Origin of the sequence: Curtobacterium sp. MCBD17_023, assembly GCF_003224415.1 — a bacterium.
Lineage (GTDB): Bacteria > Actinomycetota > Actinomycetes > Actinomycetales > Microbacteriaceae > Curtobacterium.
In genome coordinates, this window is sequence record NZ_QKLJ01000003.1 from 180,735 (window position 1) to 205,155 (window position 24,421).

Annotated in this window: 19 protein-coding genes, 1 tRNA gene and 1 other RNA gene; 4 read left to right on the forward strand and 17 right to left on the reverse strand. The window is 72.2% G+C overall.

The window, feature by feature from the left end; translation table 11 throughout:
* Positions 1-103: 103 nt before the first annotated feature.
* The 11 genes from DEI84_RS05585 to ffs all read right to left on the reverse strand — a co-directional run bounded on the left by DEI84_RS05585 (position 104) and on the right by ffs (position 13,396).
* A complete protein-coding gene (locus DEI84_RS05585; protein ID WP_110824594.1) occupies positions 104-739 on the reverse strand; it encodes a thymidine kinase in 636 nt (211 codons plus the stop codon).
* Positions 739-1,440 carry a response regulator gene (locus tag DEI84_RS05590; RefSeq protein WP_258365935.1) on the reverse strand — a complete coding sequence of 234 codons (702 nt, stop codon included), beginning with the start codon at positions 1,438-1,440 and terminating at the stop codon, positions 739-741. The genes DEI84_RS05585 and DEI84_RS05590 overlap by 1 nt, the downstream gene beginning before the upstream one ends.
* Positions 1,427-2,593: a hypothetical protein gene (locus DEI84_RS05595; RefSeq protein ID WP_110889997.1), complete on the reverse strand. Its 1,167-nt coding sequence runs from the start codon at positions 2,591-2,593 to the stop codon at positions 1,427-1,429. The genes DEI84_RS05590 and DEI84_RS05595 overlap by 14 nt, the downstream gene beginning before the upstream one ends.
* A complete protein-coding gene (locus DEI84_RS05600) occupies positions 2,590-3,834 on the reverse strand; it encodes a sensor histidine kinase (protein WP_110889998.1) in 1,245 nt (414 codons plus the stop codon). The genes DEI84_RS05595 and DEI84_RS05600 overlap by 4 nt, the downstream gene beginning before the upstream one ends.
* Before the next feature lie 224 nt (positions 3,835-4,058).
* Positions 4,059-5,300, reverse strand: coding sequence for an Rv2578c family radical SAM protein (locus DEI84_RS05605; RefSeq protein ID WP_110889999.1), 1,242 nt, complete (start codon positions 5,298-5,300; stop codon positions 4,059-4,061).
* A 46-nt stretch (positions 5,301-5,346) separates the two neighbouring features.
* Positions 5,347-6,834 carry a malate:quinone oxidoreductase gene (locus DEI84_RS05610; protein ID WP_110890000.1) on the reverse strand — a complete coding sequence of 496 codons (1,488 nt, stop codon included), beginning with the start codon at positions 6,832-6,834 and terminating at the stop codon, positions 5,347-5,349.
* A 149-nt stretch (positions 6,835-6,983) separates the two neighbouring features.
* On the reverse strand, positions 6,984-8,042 hold the full coding sequence (locus tag DEI84_RS05615; protein ID WP_110890001.1) for an aspartate-semialdehyde dehydrogenase: 1,059 nt from the start codon (positions 8,040-8,042) through the stop codon (positions 6,984-6,986).
* A 19-nt stretch (positions 8,043-8,061) separates the two neighbouring features.
* Complete coding sequence (locus DEI84_RS05620; protein ID WP_110824600.1) at positions 8,062-9,327, reverse strand: aspartate kinase; 1,266 nt, start codon at positions 9,325-9,327, stop codon at positions 8,062-8,064.
* 117 nt (positions 9,328-9,444) lie between these two features.
* Positions 9,445-10,044 carry a recombination mediator RecR gene (gene recR, locus DEI84_RS05625; protein WP_110890002.1) on the reverse strand — a complete coding sequence of 200 codons (600 nt, stop codon included), beginning with the start codon at positions 10,042-10,044 and terminating at the stop codon, positions 9,445-9,447.
* A complete protein-coding gene (locus DEI84_RS05630; protein ID WP_110890003.1) occupies positions 10,044-13,019 on the reverse strand; it encodes a DNA polymerase III subunit gamma and tau in 2,976 nt (991 codons plus the stop codon). The genes recR and DEI84_RS05630 overlap by 1 nt, the downstream gene beginning before the upstream one ends.
* A 280-nt stretch (positions 13,020-13,299) precedes the next feature.
* Positions 13,300-13,396, reverse strand: an RNA gene (gene ffs / locus DEI84_RS05635) — signal recognition particle sRNA small type.
* Positions 13,397-13,433: 37 nt separating this feature from the next.
* Between ffs and DEI84_RS05640 the strand changes: the two genes are divergently transcribed.
* Entirely contained in the window at positions 13,434-14,108 is a 675-nt protein-coding gene (locus tag DEI84_RS05640) for an NAD(P)H-binding protein (RefSeq protein ID WP_110824603.1), read from the forward strand.
* A gap of 96 nt (positions 14,109-14,204) precedes the next feature.
* Here DEI84_RS05640 and DEI84_RS05645 read toward each other — a convergent pair whose 3' ends face one another.
* Complete coding sequence (locus DEI84_RS05645) at positions 14,205-15,401, reverse strand: acetate/propionate family kinase (RefSeq protein WP_110890004.1); 1,197 nt, start codon at positions 15,399-15,401, stop codon at positions 14,205-14,207.
* Positions 15,398-17,527, reverse strand: coding sequence for a phosphate acetyltransferase (gene pta / locus DEI84_RS05650; RefSeq protein WP_110890005.1), 2,130 nt, complete (start codon positions 17,525-17,527; stop codon positions 15,398-15,400). The genes DEI84_RS05645 and pta overlap by 4 nt, the downstream gene beginning before the upstream one ends.
* A gap of 145 nt (positions 17,528-17,672) precedes the next feature.
* Here pta and DEI84_RS05655 point away from each other — a divergent pair.
* Both DEI84_RS05655 and DEI84_RS05665 read left to right on the forward strand, forming a co-directional pair.
* Positions 17,673-17,757: transfer RNA gene (locus DEI84_RS05655), tRNA-Ser, on the forward strand.
* 387 nt (positions 17,758-18,144) lie between these two features.
* Positions 18,145-18,786 carry a hypothetical protein gene (locus DEI84_RS05665; protein ID WP_110890007.1) on the forward strand — a complete coding sequence of 214 codons (642 nt, stop codon included), beginning with the start codon at positions 18,145-18,147 and terminating at the stop codon, positions 18,784-18,786.
* 21 nt (positions 18,787-18,807) lie between these two features.
* Here DEI84_RS05665 and DEI84_RS05670 read toward each other — a convergent pair whose 3' ends face one another.
* On the reverse strand, positions 18,808-20,064 hold the full coding sequence (locus tag DEI84_RS05670; RefSeq protein WP_110890008.1) for a multidrug effflux MFS transporter: 1,257 nt from the start codon (positions 20,062-20,064) through the stop codon (positions 18,808-18,810).
* A 301-nt stretch (positions 20,065-20,365) separates the two neighbouring features.
* Here DEI84_RS05670 and DEI84_RS05675 point away from each other — a divergent pair, with 301 nt between their 5' ends.
* On the forward strand, positions 20,366-20,947 hold the full coding sequence (locus DEI84_RS05675; protein WP_110890009.1) for a TetR/AcrR family transcriptional regulator: 582 nt from the start codon (positions 20,366-20,368) through the stop codon (positions 20,945-20,947).
* Positions 20,948-21,075: 128 nt separating this feature from the next.
* Here DEI84_RS05675 and DEI84_RS05680 read toward each other — a convergent pair whose 3' ends face one another.
* From DEI84_RS05680 to DEI84_RS05690, 3 genes are all read right to left on the reverse strand, one after another.
* Complete coding sequence (locus tag DEI84_RS05680) at positions 21,076-21,666, reverse strand: substrate-binding domain-containing protein (protein WP_181420361.1); 591 nt, start codon at positions 21,664-21,666, stop codon at positions 21,076-21,078.
* Between the two features lie 28 nt (positions 21,667-21,694).
* Positions 21,695-23,098: an MFS transporter gene (locus DEI84_RS05685; RefSeq protein WP_146236315.1), complete on the reverse strand. Its 1,404-nt coding sequence runs from the start codon at positions 23,096-23,098 to the stop codon at positions 21,695-21,697.
* An 82-nt stretch (positions 23,099-23,180) separates the two neighbouring features.
* The gene (locus DEI84_RS05690; protein WP_110890012.1) at positions 23,181-24,326 is read right to left on the reverse strand and encodes a cystathionine gamma-synthase; all 1,146 of its coding nucleotides are present in this window, start codon (positions 24,324-24,326) and stop codon (positions 23,181-23,183) included.
* Positions 24,327-24,421: the final 95 nt, after the last annotated feature.

Consider the following 24,421-nt stretch of genomic DNA (forward strand, 5'->3'; position numbering starts at 1 on the left):
GCCGCGTCGCGCGCCCATTCCGGGACACGTGTCGGACGGGAGGCCCGGGATCGGTCCGGTCTGCGCCTCCTGTCCGGACCGGGCTCTCCTGTCCGGACCGGGCTCAGTGTCCGGTCTCGCCGTCCAACCGGCCGCCGGACTCGGTGAGGTAGCAGTTGGCGCAGAGTGACTCGTACTCGACGTCGACGCCGTCGATCGCGACCTGTGACCCGTCGAACACGAACCGGCCGTCGACTTTCCGGGCGTTGAACACGGCCTTGCGCCCGCAGCGGCAGATGGTCTTGAGCTCCTCGAGGGAGTGCGCGACTTCGAGGAGGCGACGGCTGCCGGGGAACGCCTCGGTGCGGAAGTCGGTGCGGATGCCGTACGCGAGGACGGGGATCTCGTCGAGGACGGCGATCCGGAGCAGGTCGTCGACCTGCCGGGGCGTGAGGAACTGCGCCTCGTCCACGAGCACACAGCTGACCGGCCGGACCATGCCGTCGAGTGCTGCCGACTCCGGATCGGTCGCGCCCGCCTCGGCCACCGCAGCACGGACGTCCGCCTCGGCGGGGAGCACGACGTCCACGGTCCGCGTCACACCGAGCCGCGAGACGATCTCGCGGTCGCCCTTGGTGTCGACGCTGGGCTTGGCGAGCAGGACGCGCTGGCCGCGCTCCTCGTAGTTGTACGCGGCCTGCAGGAGCCCGGTGCTCTTGCCGCTGTTCATCGCGCCGAAGCGGAAGTAGAGCTTGGCCACTACGCGAGGAACCCGTCCTCCGCCGCGCGACGGATGAGGTCGGACTTCTTCGACGCCGGACGGCCGACCTTCGCGTACTTCTCACGGACACGGCGGAGGTACGTCTTGGCGGTCTCGTACTGCACGTTCATCTGCGCCGCGACCTCGTTCGTCGAGTAGCCCGACACGTACAGGCGGAGCGCTTCCTCCTCGCCGTGGCTGAGCTTCGGACGCTGGTGGGCGCTCGCCCCCGTCGGCAGCGGACGCCATTCGCGCTGTGCCGGCGTCTCGCGCGCGACGCCCATCACCTCACGCGCGATGTCCATCACCTCGCGCATCGGCAGGGACTTCGAGAGGAACGCCGCCGCACCGGCTGCGAGGGAGCGGTCGCGGGACTCGCGGGCGTCGACGCTCGACAGGACGATCACCTTCGCCCCGGCTGCTCGGCACGTGCGCACGCGGGCCTCGATCGACACCGGCTCCTTGAGCTGGAAGTCGAGGAACACCAGGTCGGTCGGGAAGCTGTCGCTGTGCACCATCTCGAGCCAGGTGTGTGCGGTGAGGGCCAGGTCGAAGTCGAAGGCGTTCACCGCGATCCAGCTCGACAGGCTGTCGAGCAGGACCTCGTGGTCGTCGAGGATGGCCAAACGCACCCGGCGGGAACCCGGGGCCGGCATGGCGGGACCGCCCTCCGGGAACCGGGTCGGGTCAGTGCTGGTCATACGAGAACCTTAATGTCAGGGACGATGGTCGGACGGCGACGTCGAGGTCCGGGAACGTCACGCGGAGCACGGCGACGTACGGATCGAACGCCCGGTGGATGCCGACGTCGGAGTCGGCCACGGCGACGTCGAAGGTCATCGTGACCGCGCTGCCCGCAGCCGACGGGTCGGGAGGCGCGACCGTCACCCGGACGCCGGCCGGGTCGACGGTGTCGGCCGCGAGCACCACGCGCACGAAGGTCCGGACGACGGTCCGCTGGTCGGCGTCCATCGCCGCAGCGAGGCCGAGCGGGTCGACGACGGTGGCGGCGGGGTCCCCCGCGATGCGCACGGCGTACTCCAACCACGTGCGGTCCGCCTCGGCGACCATGACCTGCCGGATGCCGTCGGCGATGGCCCGTGCCCGCGCCCGGTCCGCGTCCGTCAGCGTCGTCCGCGTGCGGAGCTCGGCGAAGAAGGGAGCGACGTCCCGCGCGAGGATCGTCGACCGGTCCTGCTGCACGCTCGACGTGATGCCGTCGCGTTCGGCACGTTCCACCGAGTACGACCCCGCACGGATCTGCACGCGCTCCGCCAGGCCGGCGAAGGTGTGGGCGAACACGGCCGACGCGGCGGTGAGGACGAGGGTCGGAGCGGCGGCCAGGAACGCGGCGACCGGCACCGGGACGCCCGCGGGGTGCGCGAACGCGACCGCCCCACCGGTGGCGGCCCCCACGACGGCGAGGGCGAGACCGCCCGCGACGAGGTCCGTCCACGGACGGTACGGGGCGACGACCACGATGCCGATGGCACCGAGCAGCACCATGAAGTCGTTCACGAGCGACCGGTCGGGACCCCACTGCGCGGCCGCCGCGGTCACGGTCGCGAGCGCGAGCAGTGCGACGTGGGCGACGAACGCCCACCGGGTGAAGGGCGCCCGGAACGGGCTGGAGGCGGTGAACACGACGACCGCGGAGGCGGCGAGCAACAGGACGGTCAGGGCGCTCAACGTCGGCGCGCCGACCACGTCACGGTCGAGGATCGACACGAGGGAGGCCCAGAGCACGCCGCCGGCACCGAGGACGACCGCGAGCGGTCGGGACCCCATCGCGCCGAGCGGGTCGTACTGCTGCGCGGTCCGTCGTCCCGGACTGCGGCGCGTGGTGCGGCTCACGAGGCCCGCTCCACGTCGTCGTCGTGCGGTCGGATGGGCACGGGGGCGTTCGCCGACGCGTACGGCACGCTCATCATGACGCTCGTCCCCGACCCGGGCGAGGACCACACCTGCACGTCCCCGCCGACCCGGCCGATGCGCTCGCGGACCGAGTTGCGGAGCCCCATGCGGTCGGCTCCGGTGGCCTGTTCGTCGAACCCGCGCCCGTCGTCCACGACCATCACGGTGCACGCCAGGCCGTCGTCGAAGACGCTGACCTCGGCCGCGTCGGTGCCGGCGTGCTTGCGGACGTTCGTCAGGCACTGGGCGACCGCACGGAGCACCGCGGTCATCGCCTGTGGGTCGAGCCGGGCGACCGACACCGGGTCACCGGTCACGGTGATCTGCAACCCCGTGGATCGTTGCTCGTCGAGCATGCGGTCGAAGGCCGCGACCGCGACCGTGGTCGTGTCGTCGGCGCCGTCGTCCGCCGCTGGACCGTCCGCCGCGAGCCAGGCACGCCCGGTGAGCATCGCGACGTCCGCCTCCATCGTCTGCACGAGGTGCTCGTCCATCGGACCGGCCGGCGCCAACGCGATCGCGTTGAGGTGGTTCAGGACGGTGTCGTGCAGGATCGCCGCGGCTTCGGCCTCGATCCCCGCCCGGTACGCCGTCACGTGCTCTTCGCGGGCCGACCGCAGCAGCTCGGGTTGGATGCGCTCGGACCGCCTGGTCGACCGGTTCACCGCCACCACGAGACCGATGACGAACCCGAGCGTCACCCACGCGAGCACGAGCGGGTGGTCGGGGCCGCCGGCCTGCGCGGCGACGACCGACGTCACGACCCGGCCCACGACGAAGCCGGACACCGACCAGAGCACCACGCGGAGCGTCCCGCTGCCGGTGCCGCCGATGAGCACGAGCGGCACGACGACCAGGGAGAGCAGGTACGAGGTGACCCACGGGACCCCGGCGAGTTCGCGTTGCACGACGGTCGCGAACCAGTACGCGCAGATCCCCCCGACGACGAGGAACGCAGCCGCCGACCGCCAGGTGCCGACGTGGACGTGCACACCGATCATCACGAGCATGGGGACCACGGCGAGCACCGCGCCGAGGACGTGGTCCGTCGGAGCGTCGACGCGGTAGAGCAGCAGCAGGAGCGCAGCGGCGACGAGGGACCCGATCGCGGCTGCGTGGAAGGCGCGCACGGTCGACCACGCGTTCACCCGTGGGGCGAGATGCGTGGGGATGCCGAGCACCGGGGCTGTCCTTCCGTGCGGTCGAGGGGACACGGAGCACTCGGACTCCGAGTGCTCACCGCCGCGTCAGACCGTGGGGTGGTCCGTCAGCGGCGGGGGCGCCGTCTTCGATCCAACCACGATGGGTGCTGGTGTGTACCCCGATCAGATCGCCAGGCGGCGGACTCGTCCATGGTAACGGCGACCACCGACGGGCCACTGTCCCCCGGAAGCGGGATCGACGATCAGAAGAGACGCGGTTCCGCCGTGCGGACCGCACCCGTCTCGCGGACCGCACCCGTCGGACGGGTCGCCTCCGTCAGCCGGGTCGGGCCCGTCGGCCGACCCGCCCCCGCCGAGGCCGGGGCAGAAGCGGCCACACCGGGGGCCCCGGCGCCCGGGCCGAGCCCGTTCGACGGCCGGTACTCGGCGCGGTGGGCGTACCCGGGGTCCGCGCGCTTGAGCGGCGACTGGTCCGACGTCCGGGGCACGGCGTCGTCCGAGAACCCCATCGATCCGGTCGCCGGGTCGACCTTCCCCAGGGACAGGCCGTGCTCGTGCAGGATCGGCCGGACCCGCTCGGCCAACCAGCGCCGGTAGTCCTTCGGCGCGTACGTGTTGTCGAGGTACATGGCCCGGTAGCGCCCCACGAGGTCGGGGTGCGTCCGGCCCAGCCACTCGTACCACCACGGCTTGATGCCGGGCTTGAGGTGCAGCGCCGAGTACATCAGGCTCGTCGCACCGGAGGCAGCCGCGCGCCCGACCGCGTCCTGCAGGTGCGCCCGCGTGTCCGTGATGTACGGCAGGACCGGCATGAGGAACACCGAGCAGTCGAGCCCGGCGTCGCGGACCGCCCGTACCGTGGCCAGGCGTGCAGATGTCGTCGGGGTGCCGGGCTCGACGGACTGCTGCAGGTCGTCGTCGTACACCGCGACGGACATCGCGATGTCGACCGGGACGGACTTCGCGGCCTCGACCAGGAGCGGGATGTCCCGTCGGAGCAGACTGCCCTTGGTGAGGATGCTGAAGGGCGTGCCGGAGTCGGCCAGGGCGCGGATGACCCCCGGCATGAGCCGGTACCGTCCCTCTGCGCGCTGGTACGGGTCGGTGTTCGTGCCGAGGGCAACCGGGTGCCGGTCCCAGCTCGGCTTCGCGAGTTCCCGGGTGAGCACGTCGGCGACGTTCGTCTTCACGACGATCTGCTGGTCGAAGTCCGCCCCGCCGTCGAACTCCAGGTAGGTGTGGGTCGGACGGGCGAAGCAGTACACGCAGGCATGACTGCAGCCGCGGTAGGGGTTGATCGTCCACCCCCACGTGCCGCCGTCCGCTCCCCCGACCTTGTTCAGCGCGGACTTCGCCAGGACCTCGTGGAAGGTCACCCCGACGAACTCGGGGGTCGTCACGCTCCGGACGAACCCGCTGTTCGACTCGAGTCCGGGGAGCATGTCGCTCCGCTCGGCCGTGATCGCCTGCCCGTCCCAACGCATGCTCCCATTCGAACACATGTTCGAACGAGGCGCAAGGAGGGGGATGTCAGCGGTGCAGGCCCAGCACCGCCGCCGTACGGTCCAACATGGCGCTCGCCAGGGCCGCGTCGTCGCCGAGGTCCTGACCGTACGTCGGCACCATCTCGCGCACCGACGCCTGCCAGCCGTCCCACCGGTCCGGGAAGCACCGCTGCAGCAGCCCGAGCATGATCGGGACCGCGGTGGACGCTCCCGGGGAGGCACCGAGCAGGCCAGCGATCGACCCGTCCCCGGACGTGATGACCTGCGTGCCGAACTGCAGGACACCGCCCTTCTCGGGGTCCGGCTTGATGACCTGCACCCGCTGCCCCGCGGTGATGCGGTGCCAGTGCTCCGGCCGTGCGCTCGGCATGAACTCGCGGAGCGCGTCGAACTTCGTGCGCTTCGAGGCCAGGAGCTGCCCGACCAGGTACTTCACCAGGTCGAAGTTCGAGAACGCGACGGCGAGCATCGGTCGGAGGTTGTGCGGGCGGATCGACGTGAACAGGTCGAGCACCGACCCCTGCTTGAGGAACTTCGGGCTGAACCCCGCGTACGGTCCGAACATGAGCGACGCCTGCCCGTCGACGATGCGGGTGTCCAGGTGCGGCACCGACATCGGCGGAGCCCCCACGCTCGCCTTGCCGTAGACCTTCGCCGCGTGCTTCTGCACCACCTCCGGGTCGTCGGTGCGCAGGAACTCGCCGGACACCGGGAAGCCGCCGTAGCCGCGGATCTCCGGGATGCCGGACTTCTGCAGCAGCTGCAGCGCCCCGCCACCGGCGCCGACGAACACGAACTTCGCCGCGATGCGCTGCTTCGAGCGACCGACCTCGTTGCGGACGTCGAGCACCCAGCCGTCGGAGACCTTCGAGCGGGCGATCTTCGTCACGCGGTGCGACGGTTCGAACTGCAGGCCGTCGATCTCGAGCTGGTCGAAGAGCTGCCGGGTGAGGGACCCGAAGTCGACGTCGGAGCCCGCCGCCGAGTACGTCGCCGCGATCGGCTGGTCCTTCTTGCGCCCCGGGATGAGGGCCGGTGCCCACTTCCGGATCTGCTCGGCGTCCTCGCTGTACTCGAGCCCGGCGAAGAGCGGGTGGTCCTTCATGGCGTCGTAGCGCGCGCGCATGTACGCGACGTTGTCCGCGCCCCACACGAAGGAGATGTGCGGCGTCGGGTTGATGAAGCTCGTCGGGTCGGGCAACGTCCCGTCCTCGACCAGGTGCGACCAGAACTGCCGGGACACCTGGAACTGCTCGTTGACCGTCACGGCCTTCGCGATGTCCACGCGGCCGTCGGGGAGCTCGGGCGTGTAGTTGAGCTCGCAGAGCGCCGAGTGGCCCGTCCCGGCGTTGTTCCACGGGTTGGAGGACTCCTGCGCCGCGCTGCCCAGCCGCTCGTACACGCGGATCGTCCAGTCCGGCTCGAGCCGGTGGATGATCGCAGCGAGCGTGGCGCTCATGATCCCTCCGCCGACGAGGACGACATCGATGGGGTCCACCTGCTTCACTGCCACCCGTCGAGCCTACCGCCGCTGCCTGTCCGACGACGGGAGGCGCGGTACCAGCCGGCACCGTCCCTCCAGGCACGGCCGTCGCGCCGCTGGCGCGTCGCGCCGGTACCGGCCGGCGGGGCCCACCTCCCGTCCGTCGTGCGGCCGTCGGGTCAGACGGTGACCGTCCGCTTGGCGACCACCGTCTCGGCGATCTGGACCGCGTTGAGCGCGGCGCCCTTCCGGAGGTTGTCGTTGCTGACGAAGAGCACCAGGCCGCGTCCCTCGGGCGCGGACTGGTCGGCACGGATGCGTCCGACGAAGGACGGGTCCTGCCCCGCCGCCTGCAGCGGCGTCGGGACGTCGGAGAGCTCGACGCCGGGGGCGGCGGCGAGCACCTCGGTCGCGCGCTCCGGCGACAGCGGACGGTCGAACTCGGCGTTCACCGAGATCGAGTGGCCGGTGAAGACGGGAACACGGACGCAGGTGCCGGCGACCAGCAGGTCCGGCAGGCCGAGGATCTTCCGGCTCTCGTTGCGGAGCTTCTTCTCCTCGTCGGTCTCACCCTCGCCGTCCTCGACGATGCTGCCCGCGAGCGGGACCACGTCGAAGGCGATCGGCCGGACGTACTTCGCCGGTTCCGGGAAGGTGACGGCGGAGCCGTCGTGGGTCAGCGCCGCGGTGTCCTGCTCGAGCGCCGCGCGGGCCTGGCCGAGCAGTTCCTCGACCCCGGCCAGGCCACTGCCGGACACGGCCTGGTACGTCGTGGCGACGAGGCGACGGAGGCCGGCCTCGGTGTCGAGCACCTTGAGGACCGGCATGATCGCCATCGTCGTGCAGTTCGGGTTGGCGATGATGCCCTTCTCGGCGTCGTCGATCGCCTCCGGGTTCACCTCGCTGACCACGAGCGGGACCTGCGGGTCCATCCGCCACGCGCTGGAGTTGTCGATGACCAGGGCGCCGGTGGCGGCGAAGCGCGGCGCGAGGGAGCGCGACGCGGTCGCACCCGCGGAGAACAGGGCGATGTCGATGCCGGACGGGTCGGCCGTCTCGGAGTCCTCGACGACGATCTCTTCGCCACGGAAGCGCAGCGTCGTGCCGGCCGAACGGGCGCTGGCGAAGAACCGGACCGTGGTGGCCGGGAAGTCGCGCTCCTCGAGCAGCCGACGCATCACGGCGCCGACCTGTCCGGTGGCGCCGACGACGGCGACGGTGAGCTGAGTGTCGGTCATGGTCGTGCTCCTGCTCGGTTCAGCGGCCGGTGCCGGCGTAGACGACGGCCTCGTTGTCGGCGTCCAGCCCGAACGCCTCGTGCACGACGCGCATCGCCTCGTTGAGGGTGTCGGCGCGGGTGACGACCGAGATGCGGATCTCGGAGGTCGAGATCATCTCGATGTTGATGGACGCGTCGTGCAGTGCCCGGAAGAGCTGCGCCGAGACACCCGCGTTGGTCCGCATGCCGGCACCGACCAGTGCGAGCTTGCCGATCTGGTCGTCGTACTGGATGCCCTCGTACCCGATGTCGGACTTGGACACCTCGAGCGCGGTGAGGACGCTCTGGCCCTGGTCCTTCGGCAGCGTGAAGGAGATGTCGGTCCGCCCCGTCGAGGCCGCCGACACGTTCTGCACGATCATGTCGATGTTCGCCCCGGCGCGCGCCACGATCGTGAAGATCTCGGCTGCCTTCCCGGGCTGGTCGGGCACGCCGACGACGGTGATCTTGCCCTCGGAGAGGTCTCCGGCGATGCCGGTGATGATCGGTTCTTCCACGGTTTCCCCCTCGGCAGGGTTGTAGACGATGGTGCCCTCGACGTTGCTGAACGAGGAACGGACGTGCAGGGTGACGCCGTGCCGTCGGGCGTACTCGACGGCGCGGATGTACAGGACCTTCGCGCCGGACGCCGCGAGCTCGAGCATCTCCTCGGTCGTGACGCGGTCGATCTTCCGGGCCTTCGGGACGATCCGCGGGTCGGCGGTGAAGATGCCGTCGACGTCGGTGTAGATCTCGCAGACGTCGGCGTCGAGCGCGGCCGCGAGGGCCACGGCGGTCGTGTCCGAACCACCGCGTCCGAGCGTCGTGATCTCACCGGTGGTCCGGTTGAAGCCCTGGAAGCCCGCGACGATCGCGACGTGGCCGGCGTCGAGCGCCTCACGCACCCGCTTCGGGGTGACGTCCACGATGCGGGCCTTGCCGTGCTGCGCGTCGGTGAGCATGCCCGCCTGGCTGCCCGTGTACGACGAGGCCTCGACCCCGAGGCTCTTGATCGCCATCGCGAGGAGCGCCATCGAGATGCGCTCGCCCGCGGTCAGGAGCATGTCGAGTTCCCGCCCGGCCGGGATCGGGGTGACCTCGTGTGCCAGGTCGACGAGTTCGTCGGTGGTGTCCCCCATCGCGGACACCGCCACGACGACGTCGTTGCCGGCCTTCTTCGTCTCGACGATGCGCTTCGCGACGCGCTTGATGCTCTCGGCATCCGCGACGGACGAACCACCGAACTTCTGCACGATCAAGGCCACGGGCACGCACTCCTGGGGACGGTTCACCGCGACGTCACGCGGCTCGACGATCGTAGCCGGTGTTCCTCGGATGTTGCGTCGGAGCGGGTCGCGACGCAACGATCCCGCGCGGTCGGATCAGCCGCCGACGACCCGTCGACCCTCGAACGCGCGGCCGAGCGTCACCTCGTCGGCGTACTCCAGGTCGCCACCGACCGGCAGACCGGACGCCAGGCGGGTCGTCCGGATGCCCATCGGCACGAGGAGGCGGCTGAGGTACGTCGCCGTCGCCTCGCCCTCGAGGTTCGGGTCGGTGGCGATGATGACCTCGTCCACGGTCCCGTCCGCGAGCCGCACCATGAGCTGCTGGATGCGCAGGTCGTCCGGGCCGACGCCGTCGATCGGGCTGATCGCACCGCCGAGCACGTGGTAGAGCCCGCGGAACTCCCGCGTGCGCTCGATCGCCGCGACGTCCTTGGCCTCCTCGACCACGCAGATCGTGCTCGGCGACCGACGTGGGTCGCGGCAGATGCTGCACCGGACGTTCTCGGTGACGTTCCCGCACACCTCGCAGAACCGGACCTTCTCCTTCACCGTGCCGAGGAGCTCGGACAGCCGGGTCGGGTCGAAGGACTCGGTCTGCAGGATGTGGAACGCGATGCGCTGTGCCGACTTCGGCCCGATGCCGGGCAGACGCCCGAACTCGTCGATGAGGTCCTGCACGATGCCGTCGTACATCAGACACCCCCCTCGGTCAGCGACGTCTCCTCGATGAACTGCGCGCCGAGGATCTCACGCACGACGGCCTCGCCGTAGCGCCCGGGCACGGCGGTCCGGCGGACACCGGACTGGTTGCCGGCGGCCTGCTGCCCCTGCTGCCGCGGCTGCGCGGTGGGCTGCTGCTGGCCACCGGACGGTTGCGCCGTCCGCGGCGGCGCCGACTGCTGACGGGGAGCGGTCTGCTGTTGCGGAGCCGTCTGCGCCGGGCGACCACCACCCGGACCGGGGTCCGGGAACGGCGCACCGTCGTCGAACGGCTCGTCGTCGAGCGGGTAGTCGTCGACCGGTACGGCATCCGAGGGGACGCCGGCTGCGGTCCGGGGCGCGTCTCGGCCGGGAGGCCCGCCCTGCGTGACCACGTCGGCACGGATCGCCTGGTCGTCGCTCCCGGTTCGGGCAGGTGCACCGACCGGACCCGAGGCGGCGGGAGCAGCGTCCGGCGCCGGCTGCTGCGCCGTCCGCTCGGCTGGCGCGACGGCTGCGTCGGCGGGCACGGTACCGAAGGGGGCGGCCCACGACGGCTCGATGTCCTCGGGGACGGCACCGGCCGTCGGGTCCGAGGCGGGGATGGTCGCGACGGCCCACTCCGTGACCGGGCCGGCGTCCTGCGGAGCTGCGTCCCGCGGCTCGGCGTCCTGCCGGGCAGTGGCGTCCCGCTGCGGGGCGGTGCGCTCCGTCGGCCGGCCCTCCGAGCGGTCGACGGCCGGTGTCGAGCCGGAGCCCGACGGACGGTCCGCCGTCGTGCCCTGGCGGGCGGCGGGTCGCGATCCGGCGGACGGCGCCGAGGCACCGGCGCTCGGCGTCTCCTGCTGGGAGCGGGACACCGGGGCGCCGCTCGGGTCGCCCTGTCGGTCGGGCGCCGCCTGCGCCGGAGCGTCCTGCGTCCGGGCGGACTGCGCCGGAGCTGCCTGACGTGCCTCGGCTCGCCCCGCACCAGCCTGGGGAGCAGCCTGCGTCCGAGCAGCCTGCGACGGAGCAGCCTGGGTCGGCGCGGCCTGCGTCGGTGGGCTCGGCGGTCGCGTCGCACCGGCTCCGGCTGCACCGCCTCCGGGCCCGCGGGCGACGAACTTCACCCGGAAGCCGAGCACGTCGTTGATCGCGGCACGCAGGTGCTCGCTGACGCTCGTGTTCGGGTCGCTCATCTCCTTGAACGACGCCACGTCCTGCTGGCTCGGGAAGGTCAGCGTGAGGACGTCGTCCTTGAGCGCGGTGACCTGCGCCGTCGCGACGACCGCCCACGCGGAGCGCTTGGCCCGTTGGACGTGCTCGACGATCTGCGGCCAGGTGTCGCGCATCTGCTGGAGGCCGACCGGGGTGACCGACCGCACGGCCGGCTCGTCACCGATCACGGTGCCGACACCGGTGGACGACGGCGACGCCTGGCCATCGCTGGTCTGCGGGGACGGGGACGCCGCCGGCGCAGGAGTGCTCTCGGGGACGGCGGCAGCCCACGAGGCCGCCGCGCTCCGGGCGGCGTCGACGGTCGGGGCTGGCTGCGGCGACCCGGCCTGCTCGGACGTCCCTGCGGCAGGGGCGGACCCGGCGACCGGAGCGGTCGTGCTGGTCGTCGAACCGGGGGCCGCCGACACGGGTGCCGACGTCGCGGGTGCCGCCGTCGCGGGTGCCGCCGGTACCTGTGCGGCCGTCGTCGCCGGTGCCGTCGTGGCCGGCGCGGCCGTCGCCGGCCGGGCGGGAACAGCAGCAGGTGCGACGGCGGCGGGAGCGGCCGTCGGCAGGTCCGCCGGTCCGGCCTGGTGTCCCCCGGCGTCACCGACGCCGACGCGACGCTCGAGCCGTTCGACACGTGCGAGCGCACCCCGCTGGGTGTCGTCGGACTCCGGCACGAGCATGCGCGCGACCATGAGTTCGAGGTGCAGTCGCGGCGAGGTCGCCCCGGTCATCTCGGTGAGGGCACGGTTGGCGATGTCGGCTCCGCGGGACAGCGCCGTCGCGCCGAACACCCCGGCCTGCCGGGACATGGTGTCGAGCTCCTCGGGCGAGACGCCGCGCAGCACGGCCCCCGCGCTCTCGTTCGTGGCCGCGACGACGATCAGGTCGCGGAGGCGTTCGAGCAGGTCCTCGACGAAGCGCCGCGGGTCCTGTCCGGTCTGCACGACGCGGTCGATCGCCGAGAACGCCGATGCCGGGTCGGCCACGGCGAGCGCGTCGACGACGTCGTCGAGCAGTGCGGCGTCGGTGTACCCGAGGAGCGCGACCGCCCGCTCGTAGGCGATCGCACCGTCCTCGCTGCCGGCCATGAGCTGGTCGAGCAGGGACAGGGTGTCGCGCACGGACCCGCCGCCGGCGCGCACGACGAGCGGCAGCACGCCCGGCGCGACCGACACCGACTCCTGCGCGCACAGCTGCTCGATGTACTCGAGCATCGTCGCGGGCGGGACCAACCGGAACGGGTAGTGGTGGGTGCGCGAGCGGATGGTGCCGATGACCTTCTCGGGCTCGGTCGTCGCGAAGATGAACTTCACGTGCTCCGGCGGCTCCTCGACGAGCTTGAGCAGGGCGTTGAACCCCTGCGGCGTCACCATGTGCGCTTCGTCAAGGATGAAGATCTTGTAACGGTCGCGAGCGGGCGCGAAGACCGCACGGTCGCGGAGGTCGCGGGCGTCGTCGACGCCGTTGTGGCTCGCGGCGTCGATCTCGATGACGTCGAGCGATCCCCCGCCGCCGCGGGCGAGTTCGACGCAGCTGGGGCAGACGCCGCAGGGTGTGTCGGTCGGGCCCTCGGCGCAGTTCAGGCAGCGCGCGAGGATGCGCGCCGAGGTGGTCTTGCCGCAGCCGCGCGGCCCGCTGAACAGGTACGCGTGGTTGACGCGGTTCGTCCGGAGCGCCGTGCGGAGAGGGTCCGTCACCTGCGACTGCCCGATGAGTTCGGCGAAGTTCTCGGGCCGGTAACGGCGATACAGGGCGGTGACCACGCGACCAGGGTAGTCGGCGCCGCCGACACCTCGGCACCGCTCTCCACAGCCCCGGTTCCCCCGCAACGGCTCCCTCGGGGAACGAAGAAGACTCCTCACGCACGGAACCGGCACAGCCCCGGTTCCCCCGCAACGCCGCCCCAGGAAATGAAGAAGACCCCTCACGCACGGAACCGGCACAGCCCCGGTTCCCCCGCAACGACTCCTCGGAAGACGAAGAAGACTCCTCACGCACGGAACCGGCACAGCCCCGGTTCCCCGCAACGCCGCCCCAGGAAATGAAGAAGACTCCTCACGCACCCGCCAGAGCCCGGTTACCCTTGCTGCGTTTCCGCCCTGGGGGAGTTGGCCTGGATGGCGTCACGTGAGGAGCCGCTGAACACTCTACCGGACGCGAGGAGCAGCATCGAACGCATGAAGATCGCCATCGCCGGAGGCCACGGGCAGATCGCCCTGATCCTCGAACGCCTCATCACCGAAGCCGGCCACGACGCCGTCGGCATCGTCCGCAACCCAGCACACGTCGCCGACGTCGAACAGACGGGCGCGAAGGCGCTCGTCGCCGACCTCGAGCAGCTGTCGGAGGAGGACCTCGCCCTCCGCCTCCGCGGCTTCGACGCGGTGGTCTTCGCCGCCGGTGCCGGGCCGAACAGCGGCGCGGAGCGGAAGCTCTCGGTCGACCGGGACGCGGCCGTGCTGCTCGCGGAGGCCGCGGTGCGCCTCGACATCGACCGCTACGTGATGATCTCGGCGATGGGCGCCGACTCGTACGACCCCGAGGCCGCGAGGTTGCCCGCCGAGGACGAGGACGGCGTCTTCCAGGTCTACCTCCGCGCGAAGGCGGAGGCGGACGCCAACGTCCGGATGCGCCGGTTCCGGTGGACGATCGTCCGTCCCGGTGCCCTGCTCGACACCCCGCCGCAGGGCACGGTCTCGGTCGGCAGGACGGTGCCGCGTGGCTCGATCCCCCGCGCCGACGTGGCGGCGGTGGTCCTGCACGCACTCCTCGACGACAGCGCGGTGGGCCAGCAGTTCGAGGTCACGAGCGGGGACACGCCCATCCCGGCGGCCCTGCACGCGCTCGGCTGACCGAGCCGACCCGACGACGGCCAGGAGGTCCACCACCGGACCGGTGGACGGGCCTCCTGGCCGTCCGCTGCGGACGCCGCTGAGGCCGGCCGCGCGTCAGAGCGCGACGGCCGCCGACTGCCGGGCGATCTCGAGTTCCTCGTTCGTGGGGATGACGAGGACGGCGACGCGGGACGCGTCCGTGGAGATCCGTCGTGCCTCCTTCGAGTGGAGTTCGTTGCGGTCCGGGTCGACCTCGATGCCGAGGTGTTCGAGACCGGCCAGCACACGACGCCGGAGCAGCGCGTTGTTCTCCCCCACACCCGCGGTGAAGACGACCGCGTCCAGCCCGCCGAGCTGCGCGGTGTACGCGCCGACGTAGCGACGGATCCGGTGCCGGTACACGGCGAGCGCCGCCTCGGCCGTTTCGTCGCCCTTCGTCGCGGCGTCCTGCACGTCGCGCATGTCGCCGCTGCCGGTCAGGCCGAGCAGACCGGACCGCTTGTTGAGCATCGTGTCGAGGTCCTCGAACGACATGCCGGCTTCGCGGTGCAGGTGCACGAGCACGGCGGGGTCGAGGTCGCCCGAGCGGGTGCCCATGACGAGACCCTCGAGCGGGGTGAGACCCATCGACGTCTCGATCGACCTCCCGCCGTCGATCGCCGCGGCGGACGCCCCGTTGCCGAGGTGCAGCACGATCGTCTTCAACTCGGACAACGGCCGGTCCAGGAACACCGCGACCTGCTCGGACACGTACTTGTGGCTCGTGCCGTGCATGCCGTAGCGGCGGATCTGGTACTGCTCGGCCAGGTCGGCGGGGATCGCGTAGGTGTAGGCGTGCGGCGGCATGGTCTGGTGGAACGCGGTGTCGAAGACCGCCACGTGCGGGACGTCCGAGAACACCTGCTTCGCGGCCCGGATCCCCTCGAGGTTGGCCGGGTTGTGGAGCGGTGCGAGGCTCGACAGGTCGTCGATCTGCTGCTCGACCTCGTCGGTGACGACCGTGGCGGCGTCGAAGCGGGTGCCGCCGTGCACGACGCGGTGCCCGACGACGGCCGGCGGGTGCTCGTCGAAGGACGGGCCGACCTTCCGGAAGGCGTCGATCATCGCCTGGAAGCCGGCGGCGTGGTCGGGCACCTCGGCGCTGTCGTTCGACGAGGTCTCCCCCGTCAGCGCGTTCGTGTGCTTCCACGAGCCGGTCGACTCGCCGATCCGTTCGACCAGGCCGGAGGCGAGGGTGCGCTCGTCCTCGAGCTCGATCAGCTGGTACTTGAACGAACTCGAGCCGGAGTTGACGACGAGTGCTGCGCTCACGAGGGGTCACCTTCTGTGCGGGGTGCGGGGGCCGCGGTGCCGGCCTGGATGGCGGTGATCGCGACCGTGTTCACGATGTCGCTGACGAGGGCCCCGCGCGAGAGGTCGTTGATCGGCTTGCGGAGCCCCTGCAGGACGGGACCGACCGCGACGGCGCCGGCGGACCGCTGCACGGCCTTGTACGTGTTGTTGCCCGTGTTGAGGTCGGGGAAGATGAACACCGTCGCCTGACCGGCCACGGGGGAACCCGGCATCTTCGCGCTCGCGACCGTCGGGTCGGCTGCGGCGTCGTACTGGATGGGCCCCTCGACGAGCAAGTCCGGCCGACGCTCCCGCACGAACGCGGTGCCCGCGCGCACCTTGTCCACGTCGGCGCCGGACCCGCTGTCGCCGGTGGAGTAGCTGAGCATCGCGACGCGCGGCTCGATGCCGAACTGCGTCGCGGTCTCGGCGGACGAGATCGCGATGTCCGCGAGCTGCTCGCTCGTCGGGTCGGGGATCACCGCGCAGTCGCCGTAGACGAGGACCCGGTCGGCGAGGGCCATGAGGAACACGCTCGACACGATGGAGGTGTCCGGACGGGTCTTGATGATCTCGAACGACGGCCGGATGGTGTGGGCCGTGGTGTGCTTCGCGCCGGAGACCATGCCGTCGGCGAGCCCGAGCTGCACCATCATCGTCCCGAAGTACGACACGTCGGTCACCGTGTCGCGGGCGAGCTCGACGCTCATGCCCTTGTGCGCCCGCAGCGCCGTGTACTCCTGCGCGAAGCGCTCGCGGAGCTCGGGGTCGAACGGGGACAGCAGCTGGGCGCCCTCGAGGTCGAGCCCGAGCTCGGTCGCTCGCGCCCGGATCGCGCCCGGGTCGCCGAGGATCGTGAGCGCGCACACCTGTCGCTGCAGGAGGGTCGAGGCCGCGCGGAGGATGCGGTCGTCGTCGCCCTCCGGCAGGACGATGTGCTTCCGGTGCTCGCGGGCCCGGTCGATGAGCCCGTGCTCGAACATGAGCGGTGTGACGACACCCGACGGCGTGAGCTGCAGACGGGCGCGCAGGGCCTCCGCGTCGACGTGCCGCTCGAACAGCGCCAGTGCCAGGTCGGCCTTGCGCGGGGAGTCGGCTGCGAGTCGACCACGGGTCTGCGTGATCCGCAGCGCCGTGTCGTACGTGCCCAGGGCGTTCTGCGCGATCGGCAGGGAGCTCGACAGGCCCTCGAGCAGCCGGGAGACCTGCGGGGCGGTCTCGAACCCGCCGTTGAGGATGACGCCGGCCAGGCTCGGGAACGTCTCCGACTGGTTCGCGAGCAGTGTGGCGATGAGGACGTCGTTCCGGTCGCCCGGCACGACGACGATGCCGCCCTCGATGAGCCGCGGCAGGACGTTCTCCATGCTCATGCCGGCGACGACGGTGCCGAGGGCCTCGCGGTCGAGCAGCGCCTCGTCGCCGCGGACGAGCGTCGCGTCGGTGGCCGCGAGGAGCGCGCGCACGGTCGGGGCGACCAGGACCGCGTCCTCCGGGATCGCCCACACGGGGGCGTCCGGGTGGTGGTCGTGCACGGCGGTGCTGACGCTCGCGACGATCGCGTCGAGGGCGTCCGGGTCGGCGCGGTTCACGACGACGCCGAGGAGCTGGGCGTGCTCGGCGCGGAGTTCGCTCGTCGTGACGTCGGCGACCTGCGCCATGCCGTCCGCCGATCGGGCTGCGCGCTCCGCCGAGTCGCGCCCGCCGAGCACGAGCAGCACGGGTGCGCCGAGGTTCGCCGCGACCTTGGCGTTGAACGACAGCTCCGTCGGGCTGCCGACGTCGGTGTAGTCGGAGCCGAGGACGACGACGGCGTCACAGCGGCGCTCGACCCCGGCGAAGCGGGTGAGGATGGTGGCGAGCGCGGCGTCCGGGTCCGCGTGCACGTCGTCGTACGTCACACCGACGGCGTCGTCGTAGGGGATGTCGACGCCCTTGTGCTGGAGCAGCAGCTCGAGCACGTAGTCGGGTTCGTCGACCGACCGCGCGACCGGTCGGAAGACCCCCACACGCCCCACGGTCCGGGCGAGGGTCTCGAGCACCCCCAGTGCGACGGTGCTCTTGCCGGTGTGTCCCTCTGCTGACGTGATGTAGATGCGGCTCGACACGTGACCCAGGGTAGCCCTCGTCCCCGGACGGACCCGGGGCGCTCGACCTCGGTCGAGGACGGGTCCGACGGACGCCCGACGGGGGTGGTCGTCAGCACCCTCCGGGACCTGTACCATGGGGTGTCGTCACCGCGAGGTGGCGCCCGGAGGATTCGCCTAGTGGCCTATGGCGCACGCTTGGAAAGCGTGTTGGGTGCAAGCCCTCGGGGGTTCGAATCCCCCATCCTCCGCACCACGAACCGGAACCCCCGCCCTGTGCGGGGGTTCCGTCGTTCCGGCTCATCACCGCGGGCGGTGGCCGCGCCGGGAGGCCCCGGGCGCGCCCGCCAGGCCGGTCACGCTGGTCCCGTCGGTTCCGCCGGCGTCGATCCGGGTGGTCCCGCTGGCCCCGCTGGTCCCGCTGGTCCCCCAGCCGGCGGACCCGCGCGCACCCCGTCACGGACCGACCCTCCGGAAAGCGGCCGACCGCCTGTCCCCGCCGCGACCGCTCCCCTATGCTGACCGGACGAGCGCGCCGGAGGGACCCGACGCACTCGACCAGCATCGGACGGCAGGGGCGCCGTCGCGGGCCCGGCGCTCCGCCGCGCCCGTGCACTCCGGGGACGAGGAGACCTGCCGTGGGGGACACGACGGCGCGAGCGACACCGCTCGACACGAGCACGGCCGAGGAACTCGTGCGACCGCGAGCGGCACTCGTCCGCTCCACCGGACTGAGCATCGGCTTCTCCGCCCTGCCGATCGCGGTCGCGGTCGTCTGGTCGGCGGTTCCGACGGGACTCGGGGCCGTGGTCGCCGTGGTCGTGCTCCTGCTCGCCGCGGTGGTCGCCGCCGCGTACCTCCGGCTCCGCACCGCGTTCGTCGCGGTCCACCAGGACAGCGTCACGATCCGCGGCGTGCTCACCGGCACCCGGACGGTCGCCCGCTCCCGCGTGCACGACGTCCTGCTCGTCACCCGGCACGGCGCCTCGGCGGACCGCGCCAGCCGTGACCTCGTCGCGCTCGACCCCGCGGGCGAAGCGCTGTTCCGTGTCCGGGGCGACGTGTGGGGCGACGACGGTGTCGAGCGGCTGGTCGATCGGTTCGACGTCCGGACGGAGCGCCTCCCCGGCACGATGTCGGCCCGGGAGTTCTCCCGTCGCTGGCCCCGCCTGCGCCAGTGGTACGAGCGACCTGCGGCGGTGGTGGTGGTCGGCGGAGCGGCCGTGCTGACCGTCGGCGGACTGCTCGTCGCGGAGACGGTCGGCCTCGTCCGGAAGTGACCGCCGGGTCACCGCCTGCCCTCAGTGGGTGAGGGCCGGGACCGTCCTCGGGCGCACGACGAACCACAGCACGAGGATCGCGACGAACGCGGTCGTCCCCATCACCATGGCCATCGGGGTGGCCGTCGAGATGCCGAGCAGACCCACGACCGGCGAGATGATCCCGGCGACGCCGAAGTTCAGCGCGCCGAGGAGTGACGCCGCGGTGCCGGCCTCCTTGCCGTGCGACGCGAGACCGATCACCTGCACGAGCGGGAACGAGAACCCGCACGCCGCGATGTAGAACCAGAGCGGGACGAGCACGCCGACCAGACCCGCGTCGAGCTGGTCCAGCACGACGATCGCCAGCGCGGCCAGGAAGAGCGTCGCGGTCGAACAGGCCAGGATCCACTGCGGTCCGACGCGCTGCGCCAGCCGCGAGGAGATCTGCACGCCGAGGACGACGCCGACCGAGTTCACGGCGAAGAGCAGGCCGTACTGCTGCGCGTCGAGGCCGAACACCCCCTGGAACAGGAACGGCGACGCACTGAGGTACGAGAACAACCCGCTGAACACCATCGCACCGATGAGTGCCACCCCGACGAAGATCCGGTCGGAGAACAGCGCGCGGTACCGCTGGCCGATGGTCGAGTGCCCGGCCTCCTGCCGGCGTTCTTTCGGCAGCGTCTCGACGATGAGCAGGATCGAGGCGATGACGACCGCCAGGCCGTAGCAGGCGAGGAACACGAAGATCCCGCGCCACGGGAAGAACCGGAGCATCTGCGAGCCGATGAGCGGCGCGAGGATCGGGGCCAGCCCGTTCACCATCGCCAGTCGCGACAGCATGCGCACCAGCGGCTTCCCGCCGAACAGGTCACGCACGGTCGCCATCGCGACGACGCCACCGGCCGCGGCGCCCATGCCCTGCAGGACACGGAACAGCGCGAGGACCTCGACGTTCGGCGCGAGGGCGGCGCAGACCGAGGCGGTGACGTGCAGGCTCGTCGCGATGATGAGCGGGAGTCGGCGGCCCACCTTGTCGCTCCACGGACCGACCAGGAGCTGCCCGATCGCGAAGCCGATGGTGGTCGCGGTGAGCGTGAGCTGCACCGCGCCGGCGGAGATGCCGAGGTCCCGCTCGAGCGACGGGAACGCCGGCAGGTAGAGGTCGATCGTGAACGGTCCGAGCGCCGTGAGCGCGCCGAGCACGAAGACGTAGACGAGTCGCTGCGCACGGGTGAGCGAGTCGCCCGGGTGCAGGATGACCTTGAGTGAGCCGGTGGTCGCAGGCGCGGACACGACGAGATCCTCCGAAAGGCAGGCGGTGGGGTGGGATCGGCCGCTCGAATCGATTCGGTCCGTTCCACCATGGTACGGGTCGGTGCGACACGACGACAACCGCGGACGCGGACGTCCGCGCGGACCGGACGCGCGGACCGGACGCGCGGCCGTCGCTCGGCTCCGGTTCCCCCGGTCGGGAGGCCCGGCGCGCGTCCACACGAGGGTGCGGCGGACCGGTGGCGCGGCCCGACGGTGCGGTAGCGTCGGACTCCCGGCCGAGGTGCGCCGGGAGCACCGCGAACGAGATGGGAGGAGCGTCATGGTCGACGCTCGGATCCTGCACACGACGGCTGCCCTCAAGGAGGCCGTGCTCCGACTCGCTGCCGACCGCCCGGTGTCGCAGATCACGGTCGCGGACGTCACCCGCGCCGCCGGCATCAACCGTGCGACGTTCTACTCGCACGCGGTGTCCCCCGGGTCGTTGCTCGCCGACGTGCTCACACCCGAACTCGACCGCATCCGTGCCGACGACGCCGAGGCACACCGCGCAGCCGTCGAGCGGGGAGCCGGTCCCGACGAGCTCGCCACCATCACCCGCCGCGGCATCGAGGCCGTCATCGACCACGTGACGGCCCACCGGGACGTCTACGCCCTCGCGCTCCCCGACCCGAACGACGCCTCACTGCACCGTCTGCTGGTCGGGCACTTCACCGTGTCGAGCGCCATGCACATCGACGAGCTCGACCCCGCCGCGAAGCCGGACATCATCGACGAGGTGGCCGCCGGCTTCGTCGCGCAGGGGTTCGTCGGTGCGATCGAGGCGTGGCTCGGCGGTCCTCGACGCTCCCGGAAGGCCCTCGTCGAGACGATCACGCGCTCGTTCCCGGCCTGGTGGCGCTGACGCGTCCCTGTCGCCGGCCTGTCCCCTGGAGGCGCTGCTTGAACGCCCTGGTGGCACACTGCCCCGTCCCGACGTCGCGGACCGCCCACGGGCCTCCCGGCCCACCGCGCCGGCGGTCGGACGCGGCGCTACTGCGCGGGGTCGTCCCCGTCCCGCGGCTCCTCGCCGCGCTGCAGTGACGACACCATCGCGACGCTCCGGCTGACGAGGTCGGCGTCCGAGTCCGCGCCGTCGATGCGGTAGTCCGACGCGAGTCCGTCGTTCCCGCCGCCCGAGGACGGCAGGGCACCGCCGAGCGCCACGACCACGACGCCCGCGTCGTGCGCGTCCCGGAGCTCCGTGCGGAGCGCGTCGGGGTCCGCTGCCCGGACGACGAGCGCCTTGGCGCCGGTCCGGACCAGGTCGTGCACGGCCGCCCGCTGTCGGGCGGGCTGGTCGGCCCCCGCGACCCGGACGTCCGGGCGGAACCCGGCCTCGGTGAGTTCCTCGCGGAACCGGGTCGCCAGCGAACGGCCGTCACCGGAGTCGGTCGGCGTCGCCGCGTCAGCCGTCAGCACGACCCCGATCACGGCGTCCTCGGCGAACCCGCCGTCCGAGCTCGTGAGGTCGGTGCTCCGCACCGGCGTCGGAGCCGTCGTGGTCGTCCCGCTGCACCCCGTGAACACGAGGGCACCGACCGCCAGCGTGGCGGTCAGCACGACTGCTGCGGTGCGACGCACGGGTCCTCCTCGGTCCGGGTCTGCCAGGCTACCCGCCCGGTGCCTCCGGTGACGGCGACCGCGGCGGCGGCGGGACCGGTCCGAGCCGCCGCACGGCCACGAGCCCGACGAGGGCGACCACCGTCATCGCGGCGAACACGAGCGCGAAGGCCGTCGGCTCCTCCCGGCCGCCCGCGGTGGTGAACAGCAGACCGGCGATCGCCAACCCGACGACGCTGCCGGACGCGTCCGCGATCGTCAGGGCGGAACTGGCGAATCCGTCGTCGCCCTCTCGCGAGAACCGGAGCGTGAGCATCGACGTCCGCGGGTACGCCACCCCCATGCCGGCGCCGCCGACGAACCAGCCGGCGACGAGCACCCACACGGGCAGGTCCACCAGGGCGACCGCGAGCGCGGACAGCAGGCTCACCAGGACGAGCCCCAGTCCGGCGCCGAAGGCCCGTGTGGCCGGGAGGCGCTGCTCCCCCAGGCGGCCGTGCAACCAGCTCGCACCGGCCCAGCTCAGGGCGGCCACGGTGAGCGCGAGTCCGGCCGCCGAGGGTTCCAGGCCGTGCTGCGCCTGGAGCAGGAAGGGGACGTACGCCTCACTGCCGAAGAACCCGGCGGCGAGGACCCCGCGCAGGAGCACGACCGACGGCAGGCCCGCGCCGCCCGTGAACGTGCGCCGGGGCAGGAGCGGACGGAGCGCCGTCCACGCGCCGACCAGTCCCACCCCGACCGCCACGAAGCGGACGGCGAGGGGCAGGTCGGGAGCGGTGTTGAGCAGGAGCACGGCGGCGGACGCGGCCACCGACCAGGCGATGCGCCGACCCTGCCAGGGCGGTCGGGCCTCCGGTGCGGGCGGCCGCAGGTGCCGCAGCGTCGGGACCAGGCACGCGAACGCGACGACGGCGATCACGAGGGCCCCGGCGAACACCCAGTGCCAGCCCACGGCGTCCGTCACGATGCCGGCCACCGCCGGTCCGACGAGGGCGGGCACCACCCAGGCGGCCGCGAACCCGGCGAACACCGAGCCGTGCAGGTCGGCCGGGAAGACCCGGGCCACGAGGACGTAGAGCACGACGTCGATCGCACCCGCGCCGAAGCCCTCCACGAGTCGACCGGCCAGGAACACCGGCATCGTCGGAGCGACCATGACGACCGCCGTGCCGATCGCGAACAGGGACGCGGAGACCCACGCGACGACCCGCCCGCCCGCGCGGTCCGTCCAGTTCCCGGCGAGGACCATGCCGGGGACACCGGCGGCGAGGGGCGCGGCGAAGCTCAGCGAGTACAGCGTCTCACCGTGCAGGTCCTCGGAGATGACCGGCATGATCGTCGTCATCGCCAGGTTCTGGAACGCCGACACCGCCACGATCGCGACCATGCCGATCGTCGCCACGAGGTACCGCGGCGCGAACACGCTCGTCCGGGTCGCCGTCGTGGAGGTCACCCGGTCATCGTAGGACGCCGGGTCCCGCGTCCCGAGGTGCGGGGCCCCGCGGTGCGGGGCCCCGAGGACCACGGTCCCGAGGTCAGCGGTCGAGCGCCTGCTGCACGTCCGCGACGAGGTCGCCGGCGTCCTCGATGCCGACCGACAGGCGGACGACGTTCTCCGGCACCGCCAGCTCGGTGCCCTTCACCGACGCGTGCGTCATCTCGCTCGGGTAGCCGATGAGCGACTCCACACCGCCCAGCGACTCCGCCAGGGCGAACAGCTCCGTGGACTCGGCGAAGCGCTTGGCCGCCTCGGCACCGCCGGTGAGCGCCACCGAGAGCATGCCGCCGAAGCCGCGCATCTGCTTCGCCGCGATGTCGTGGCCGGGGTGCTCCGGCAGGCCCGGGTAGTACACGTGCTCGACGGCCGGGTGCGCGAGCAGCGCCTCGGCGACGGCCTGCGCGTTCGAGGAGTGGCGCTCCATCCGGACGCTGAGCGTCTTGATCCCGCGGATCGTCAGCCAGGCGTCGAACGGCGACGAGATCGCACCGCCGCCGAACTGCACGAACTGCACCGCGTCGGCCAGCTCCCGGTCACGCAGCACCACCGCGCCGCCGACGACGTCGGAGTGGCCGCCGAGGTACTTCGTCGTCGAGTACACGACCACGTCGGCGCCGAGCGACAGCGGCTGCTGCAGGGCCGGCGAGGCGAAGGTGTTGTCCACGACGACGAGCGCGCCGGCCTCGTGTCCGATCGCGGCGAGGGTCTCGATGTCCGCGATCTTCATGAGCGGGTTCGTCGGCGTCTCGACCCAGAGCACGGTCTTCGCGGGGCTGTCGGCGAGCGCGGCGCGGACCCGGTCCGGCTCGCTCATCTCGACCGTGACGAGCTCGATCCCCCACGGCACGTGCAGTCGGTTCGCGAGCCGGTGCGTGCCGCCGTAGACGTCGTTGCCCATCACGATCCGTGCTCCCGGCTCCAGGTAGGCACGGAGGAGGGCGTCCTCCCCCGCCAGCCCGGACGAGAACGAGTACGCGGCGACGCCACCGTCCAGGTCGGCCAACAGCGTCTGCAGCGAGTCGCGGGTCGGGTTGCCGGAGCGGGAGTACTCGTACCCGCCGCGCAGGCCGCCGACGCCGTCCTGCACGTAGGTCGAGGTCAGGAACAGCGGCGGGATGACGGCGCCGGTGGCGGCGTCGGGCTCCTGGCCGGCGTGGATGGCGCGGGTGCTGAACTCGGTCATGTCGCGGGTGCCCCTTCCTGGAGGCTCGGTGCGGTCTGTGTGGTCGTCTCGCTGTGGGTGGGTCGGCGGCGGGCCGGACGGCCGTCGCTCGTGCC

Coding starts and splice junctions, on each gene's coding strand:
- DEI84_RS05590 (WP_258365935.1), bottom strand. CDS start 1,440: ATGACCAGCACTGACCCGACCCGGTTCCCGGAGGGCGGTCCCGCCATG.
- DEI84_RS05605 (WP_110889999.1), bottom strand. CDS start 5,300: ATGCGTTGGGACGGGCAGGCGATCACGGCCGAGCGGAGCGACATGCTC.
- DEI84_RS05615 (WP_110890001.1), bottom strand. CDS start 8,042: ATGACCGACACTCAGCTCACCGTCGCCGTCGTCGGCGCCACCGGACAG.
- recR (WP_110890002.1), bottom strand. CDS start 10,044: ATGTACGACGGCATCGTGCAGGACCTCATCGACGAGTTCGGGCGTCTG.
- DEI84_RS05640 (WP_110824603.1), top strand. CDS start 13,434: ATGAAGATCGCCATCGCCGGAGGCCACGGGCAGATCGCCCTGATCCTC.
- DEI84_RS05675 (WP_110890009.1), top strand. CDS start 20,366: ATGGTCGACGCTCGGATCCTGCACACGACGGCTGCCCTCAAGGAGGCC.
- DEI84_RS05690 (WP_110890012.1), bottom strand. CDS start 24,326: ATGACCGAGTTCAGCACCCGCGCCATCCACGCCGGCCAGGAGCCCGAC.